General features: G+C 43.3%; 2 protein-coding genes. Both read right to left on the bottom strand.

Annotation, left to right across the window (positions count from 1 at the left end; all coding sequences use genetic code 11):
* Positions 1-313: 313 nt before the first annotated feature.
* Complete coding sequence (locus tag AK95_RS23460) at positions 314-1,291, bottom strand: DNA/RNA non-specific endonuclease (protein ID WP_231887925.1); 978 nt, start codon at positions 1,289-1,291, stop codon at positions 314-316.
* A gap of 185 nt (positions 1,292-1,476) precedes the next feature.
* The gene (locus AK95_RS23455; protein WP_063477461.1) at positions 1,477-2,952 is read right to left on the bottom strand and encodes an amidase family protein; all 1,476 of its coding nucleotides are present in this window, start codon (positions 2,950-2,952) and stop codon (positions 1,477-1,479) included.
* Positions 2,953-3,248: the final 296 nt, after the last annotated feature.

The following is a 3,248-nucleotide window of genomic DNA, read 5'->3' as shown; positions in this document are numbered from 1 at the left end:
TCGGTAAAGAGTACCCGTTTCAACTTCCCCATTTCGTATCACTCCTCGTCACATACCTTGATTAAAACACAAATGACCCACAAGAAGTCACTTTTTTCAAAGTGTCCATCTTATGGGTCACAGTTCATCTAAACCGATCGCTGCTGTTTTTATTAAGCTATCGTTTCCCGTTAGTTCAACCACCATGAGTTATCAAGAGTTATTATTCAATACTCTGAAACCATTCAGGATGTTCATCTCTAGTTATAACCATCCATAGGGAATTGTGGCAAACAGGAGTATGTTCTGTTCTTCCGTTCATTTAATTTTAGTCTTACTCACCTACCATACCGTCACCATCACGATCATCCATGTATTTGTATAACCAATGATCACTCGTTATTGGCATACTATAACCGGCTGCTTTCGCTTCTTTTATCGTTATCTTCCCGTTACCATTGGTATCAACACTAGAAAGATCATCTTTTGTATTTGGATTAGTCGCTTTTGTGTTCGAACTTTTTGAATCAGAAGGCTTACTGTCTGTTAAACCAAGGGTTTTGTTTACTTCGTCAGGATTCACATTATCAAATTTATCGACAATCACGTTACCCTTTAACGTATAGGTGTATTGATAACTGGAGGGAATCTGCGTTTTCGTGTTCGGGTAGGTGATAATTGCTTCAAAATTAGTAGCTCCACCTGCTTTGCGTATAGCGTCTTCCATATATGCTTGATCACCATGTCGGTTGAGCGTACTATCTTGTGGGGTGATATTATAAGCATTGGATACACCGCCAAGAGAATCAGCTATGGCATGTCCTTCGTCTAAAACAGCACTCTCAACCCCAGGGACCTTTGCTTCATCAGCACAATACCTACCAGACGATGAGACAGGCTCTTTATTGTCATCTTGTAGAATGATTTTATCAGCAATGACACGCACTAGTTGCCCGTGTTCGTTTGTAAATGCCCAGTATTCACGCTTCCCGTAACCAACATCCACAACGACGTTAGGTTCACGATGGCCAGACAAATCACAAGCATCCACTTCAATACGTTCGTATCCTGAGAATAGATCGTTATTTGGTTGGGTTGGTGTTTCCTCGACTGCCGGTTCATCAACAACCTTTTCTTCTCCTTTTGGTTCCTTAATGGCCTCGGTAATAGTTCCCTCTGCTTCTTTATCAACTTTGGTTACTTCTTGTATGGCGTTTTCTCCATTTGTAATAGGCGGATCTTCTACATTGGTACAACCAACCATAAAGATGATCGTTAAAATTAAGATTAAATAGTTCATTTTCTTTTTCAATTTAGGACTCCCCTATAATTTCATACTGTTTATTCTAAAAACGACGACTATAACTTATCTTGTTCTATAATCTTACCATAAAAGACTAATATCCTATTGAATTATCCTGCCAATTACAATAGAACAGGGAGCAGCGTCGCGGCGTTCTGCTCCCTGTATTGGTTCAACTATCGTTCTCCGTTAGCTTAGCCCATTTCTGGTTGACGACGGATTAGTGTTGCCTGCTCAAAACTATAGGCGATGCTGATTAGCGTGGGCTCACTTAAAGCCCTCCCGGAAAAGACAACACCAAATGGCCCCTGCGTCGAATCGCCATCAGCATCAATTGTTCCTTTTGCTGAATAACCGGCGGGCACCGTAATAAGGGGATACCCTAACCGGGCAGCAATGTACATGCCATCAACGTCACCGGGTAACATTAAAGCATCTAAGCCGTGTTGATCGAGTACATAGTCAATCCCTTGCGTTACAGCCGGATGGTTATATTCTTGTCGTTTAAGTTGATATGTTGTCTCGTTTAGCGCATTTTGTTCCGAACGAATCAGATTATCTTGGCCAAACTTCAATGCGGATGCAGCGTGTTTCTGATTATAAGCTATCAGATCTTGAAGAGAATGTACGGGCAGATCCGAGTTCAACTTTGATAAATAGCGATTCAGGCCTGTTTTGAATTCGTAGCAGATAACATCATTGTTCCATGGATGCTGTTCCAAATGGAGGTCCACAGGATCGATAACTGTAGCACCTTGCTCACGCAGAACATTAATGGCGGATTCCATGATGGAAAGTCTTTCTTCATCCAACGACCGATAGTAATGTCTAGAAATCCCAATTCGAGTTTTACACAGAAAGTCTCTGTCTAGATAAGTTGTGTAGTCATGAAAAGTACGATGTGTGCTAGTCCAAGTTGCCTTATCGTTTTCGTCAATCCCGACGATTGCCCCAAGTAGAATCGCTGCATCAGTGACTGTCTTTGAAATCGGTCCTGGCGTATCCTGACTTATAGAGATTGGGATAATTCCGCTGCGGCTCGCAAGCCCTACAGTAGGTTTTATTCCGACGAGAAAGTGTTGGCTGGCCGGCCCAATAATCGAACCTGCGGTTTCTGTTCCGATCGCTGCTGCTGTCAGGTTCGCCGCTACGGCTGCAGCCGATCCTGAACTTGATCCGCTGACGAAGAGCTTGCCAGGTCCATATGGATTCAACACATATCCTCCTCTGGAACTGTATCCAGCTGGCATACGATTGGACATAAAGTTCGACCACTCGGTCATATTGGCCTTACCTAGAAGAACAGCGCCAGCGGCCCGGAGCTTTGCGGCTACGAACGCATCTTCAGGAGCAAACGACTCAGCCAATGCGATTGAACCAGCGCTCGTATGCATCCGGTCGTACGTATCGATGTTATCCTTTAGCAGGATTGGAATTCCGTGCAGCGGCCCCCTACTACCTGTTGTATTTCGCTCAAGGTCAAGATTCCTTGCTATTTCAAGAGCATCTGGATTGATCTCTAATACGGCATTGATCAGAGGATTATACCTATGAATGCGTTCGATATATGCAAGGACGAGGGCTTCGGATGTACATTCACCCGAAGACATTGCCTTTTGCATGCTCACCAAATCGGCTTCCTGAATCCAATCTTGTAAGTTAATGCTCATATATTAAAATACCCCCGGTACTGGTAAATTTTCGGACAACAGTAATATGGTAACATGCTGCCTTGCCAAGGGTATAGGTAAAGTTTTGATTAGATAAGAATGTATCGGTTGGGCATCGCAGTAAAGCTTGTATTTTCCCGAAGGTTAATGTTGTAACTAAAGTAATCTGCCCGTTAGAATTCCTGTAATACGAATATTTTGGAGATTGAACAAAAACGAGCGCCTCGGTACGATGGGGTTACACACGAGGTCATTGCCTCAAAAAGCCCATCCAGGAGGTCGCTCTACTATGAAGT

Source organism: Paenibacillus sp. LC231 (genome assembly GCF_001860525.1).
Lineage (GTDB): Bacteria > Bacillota > Bacilli > Paenibacillales > Paenibacillaceae > Paenibacillus_AQ.
The sequence above is the reverse complement of the archived record's forward strand: the minus strand, read 5'-3'. Positions and strand labels throughout refer to the sequence as shown.

Coding starts and splice junctions, on each gene's coding strand:
- AK95_RS23455 (WP_063477461.1), bottom strand. CDS start 2,952: ATGAGCATTAACTTACAAGATTGGATTCAGGAAGCCGATTTGGTGAGC.